The 2,690-nt window shown below is 64.2% G+C and carries 6 protein-coding genes; all 6 read right to left on the bottom strand.

Features of this window, described 5'->3' with window-relative positions; genetic code table 11:
- Window positions 1-253, bottom strand: a 253-nt coding sequence (locus tag WEB06_00785; GenBank protein ID MEX2554150.1) for a transposase, incomplete at its 3' end; no start/stop codon positions are given.
- Window positions 254-798: 545 nt separating this feature from the next.
- A complete protein-coding gene (locus WEB06_00780; GenBank protein ID MEX2554149.1) occupies window positions 799-999 on the bottom strand; it encodes a hypothetical protein in 201 nt (66 codons plus the stop codon).
- A 1-nt stretch (window position 1,000) separates the two neighbouring features.
- Window positions 1,001-1,195 (bottom strand): hypothetical protein, encoded by a 195-nt coding sequence (locus tag WEB06_00775; protein ID MEX2554148.1) that lies wholly within the window; start codon window positions 1,193-1,195, stop codon window positions 1,001-1,003.
- Window position 1,196: 1 nt separating this feature from the next.
- On the bottom strand, window positions 1,197-1,391 hold the full coding sequence (locus WEB06_00770; protein MEX2554147.1) for a hypothetical protein: 195 nt from the start codon (window positions 1,389-1,391) through the stop codon (window positions 1,197-1,199).
- Between the two features lies 1 nt (window position 1,392).
- Window positions 1,393-1,791, bottom strand: coding sequence for a tail fiber domain-containing protein (locus WEB06_00765; GenBank protein MEX2554146.1), 399 nt, complete (start codon window positions 1,789-1,791; stop codon window positions 1,393-1,395).
- A gap of 88 nt (window positions 1,792-1,879) precedes the next feature.
- A partial coding sequence (locus tag WEB06_00760; protein MEX2554145.1) for a DUF1028 domain-containing protein occupies window positions 1,880-2,690 on the bottom strand: 811 nt, incomplete at its 5' end.

The raw sequence follows: 2,690 nt of genomic DNA, 5'->3' as shown, positions 1-2,690 counted from the left end.
CGGCCGCGCTTGGTGACGTCGGCGGCTCAGCTGGAGGAGCTGCGCCGCCTGCCGCCCTTCCGTCACCTCGAGGCCGACGAGTTGGCACGCGTGCTGTGTTCGCGCCGTTCGCCGCCGCGTAAGCGACGAGTTCATCGATCGGCTTCTGGGCGTTGGGAAGCTCGTGCGAGCGGATCCGCTCGCCGGCCGCGTCTAAGGCGATCACATAGTGGCCGGTCTTGCCGATGTCGACGCCGATGCTGACCTGTCCCATCCCCACCTCCAGCTCGAAGGAAGTCCCGGAGGGTGCAGCTCCCGCATCCACTTTACGAGCGCCATCGGATCGGCACGTCCCTATCGCGCGAGCACCACACCGAAGCGCACTGGGGCAACACCCCCCAGGCCATCAACGGCAGGGGGCAAAGGCCATGACCGTACGCTTCCGGTGACCGTCAGTCAGGGTATGAACCCGGCCTCAGGCTGTCGGGTAGGAAGGTAAAGGGGTTCAAACGACGTGTTCGAGGGAGCCGAGGATGGAGAATCGCTGGAGCACGCGCCCGCCGCCAGGAATATGAGAGCGATTGCAATACGCTTCACCTGTTCACCCCGCCCTCTCGGTTTCGATCGACGCGCCTTACTTTCATCAGGCGCGCTCGTAATGATTCGAGGGCGCGAGCGTTGTCCTGAACGAAGAGATGGAGTCCCTGGATGGCGGCCAGTGGCGCGCCTCCCATTTCGACGGCCGAGTCGGCGTCCTCATGACCGAGGCCCAACGCCGCCCGCAAGCCGTCGAGAGACGCCCACTGGTCGCCGGTCATTTCAGAGCGATCCATCCGCTTCGTTCACCTTCCGAAGAATGTCTCGGCTGTCGATCGGGGTGATCGCGGTCTTGAGGTTGCGATCCGAGTACAACTTGGCCCCGGTCTTGCGGCCGGTCTTCTTGCTCTTGGCTTTGCTCTTGGTCGTCTTCTTGGTTCGCGACGTGGTGCGCTTGGGTGTCACTTTCTTCTTGGCTGCCATGTCACATCTCCTTCGTTAGTTGGTCGAGAACGTTTCGCGCCTCGACGGGCGTGATCGCGGACTTTAGGTTGCGATCCGAGTACACCCTGGCCCCGGTCTTGCGGCCGGTCTTCTTGCTCTTCGCCTTGCTCTTTGTCGTCTTTTTGTTTCGCGAAGATGTAGCGCGTTTGGGTGTCACCTTCTTCTTGGCTGCCATGTCACTCCTCCTGCGTCAGTTGATCGAGAACGTTTCGCGCCTCGACGGGCATGATCGCGGACTTTAGGTTGCGATCCGAGTACACCCTGTATCCGGTCTTGCGGCCGGTCTTCTTGCTCTTCGCCTTGCTCTTTGTCGTCTTTTTGTTTCGCGAAGATGTAGCGCGTTTGGGCGTCACCTTCTTCTTGGCTGGCATGTCACACCTCCTTCCCGCCAATGCGTTTGCGCGGAGCCGCGCGCGGGGCGGCGGTGTGGAGACGTTCGAGCTCCGCGATCTTCTCGGTCAGACGATCGATCTCTGCCTTTTGCTCCTGGACCATGCGATAGAGAGCCTTGATCGCTGCGAGCGTGACGTTGACCTCGTCACGCAGGTCGATCGTGACGTCGTCCTCACCCAGCCCGAAGGCCGCTCGGAAGTCCTGCGCCATCGGGCCCATATGGCGGACGGAAGGCTCATCCTTGTAGGCCCAGGTGCTGATCGGCAGGAAAGCGACTCGCGCGAGGATGTCGCGGCCGTCGACCGGTGCGCTCTCGGAGACCTGCGATGCCTCCGGCAGCGTCTGGCCTTGATCTATCGGGCGCCTCTTCTTCGCCATCGGATCCCTCCGGATCCCAGTTCATTCGTCGAGGCGAGCGTACGAATCGGACCCTTTGTCGTCTGTCGGCCAGGCTACATTTCCACAGTTAGGTTGGGAACACCATCCTTTCGCCCAGGGCGGCCGCGCTACGCAGTGCCGCGAGGATGTGGCGGTCCAGCCGGTCGCCCATAGCGAATCGCTCCTCGAGGTTCTCCCACCCGGCGAATCGTTCGAGCGCCTTCCAGAGGTCGTCGTCTGGACCCTCGAGGAAGCCGAGCGTTCTGAGCGATCCGGCCATCTCGCTCGACAAGGCAGCGTCGACCGGCACGAGATCCGCCTCGGTCGGCTTCGTGAAGTACAGGCGGTGAAGATCGAGGAGCCGGCTCAGCTCGCGGGCGGGGTCGGGATGGTCGTCGACGCGGAGGTCGACAACCACATCGGTCGTCCCGCCGTATCCACCACGCGGACTCATCACAAGAACGGCCGCCGATTGGCGGCCGCGCCGGTCGCCTCCCGCGGCAGTCCCCCCGAGTATCGCTGCGACCAGCCGCCCGGCGAGGTCGCCCGCCTCGCGCTCGAACGCTTCCGCGGTCGCGGCCACCACCTCCGGACCCGCCAGGATGTTTCCCTGGACGGCGTAACTCTCGCCGATGGTCCCGCCGGCCCACGCCATGCATTCGGGGCCGGTGAAACTGGCAGCGTTGCCGTGCGAGTCGATCACGCCGATCTGGCACTTATCGCGCAGTGGGGAGCTGCCGATCAGCACCTCGACGACCTCGTCTGCGGATCGCCCATCGGCCAGCAGCGAAAGCCCGTGCGGCCCGAAGGAAACATCCGCGTGAGCTTGGGTGGCGATCGTGCCGGCTCCAACCTGGGCCCAGGGCACGAGGGCGCCCGCCGCCAGGAACTTCGAGGCG

Source organism: Actinomycetota bacterium (assembly GCA_040905475.1).
Classification (GTDB): Bacteria; Actinomycetota; AC-67; order AC-67; family AC-67; genus DATFGK01.
Note: the sequence above shows the minus strand (reverse complement) of the source record. Positions and strands in the feature narration are given on the sequence as shown.

What these genes read in the sequence shown, in the direction of transcription:
- WEB06_00780 (MEX2554149.1), bottom strand. Translation starts at nt 999, where the DNA reads ATGGCAGCCAAGAAGAAAGTGACACCCAAGCGCACCACGTCGCGAACC.
- WEB06_00765 (MEX2554146.1), bottom strand. Translation starts at nt 1,791, where the DNA reads ATGGCGAAGAAGAGGCGCCCGATAGATCAAGGCCAGACGCTGCCGGAG.
- WEB06_00775 (MEX2554148.1), bottom strand. Translation starts at nt 1,195, where the DNA reads ATGGCAGCCAAGAAGAAGGTGACACCCAAACGCGCTACATCTTCGCGA.
- WEB06_00770 (MEX2554147.1), bottom strand. Translation starts at nt 1,391, where the DNA reads ATGCCAGCCAAGAAGAAGGTGACGCCCAAACGCGCTACATCTTCGCGA.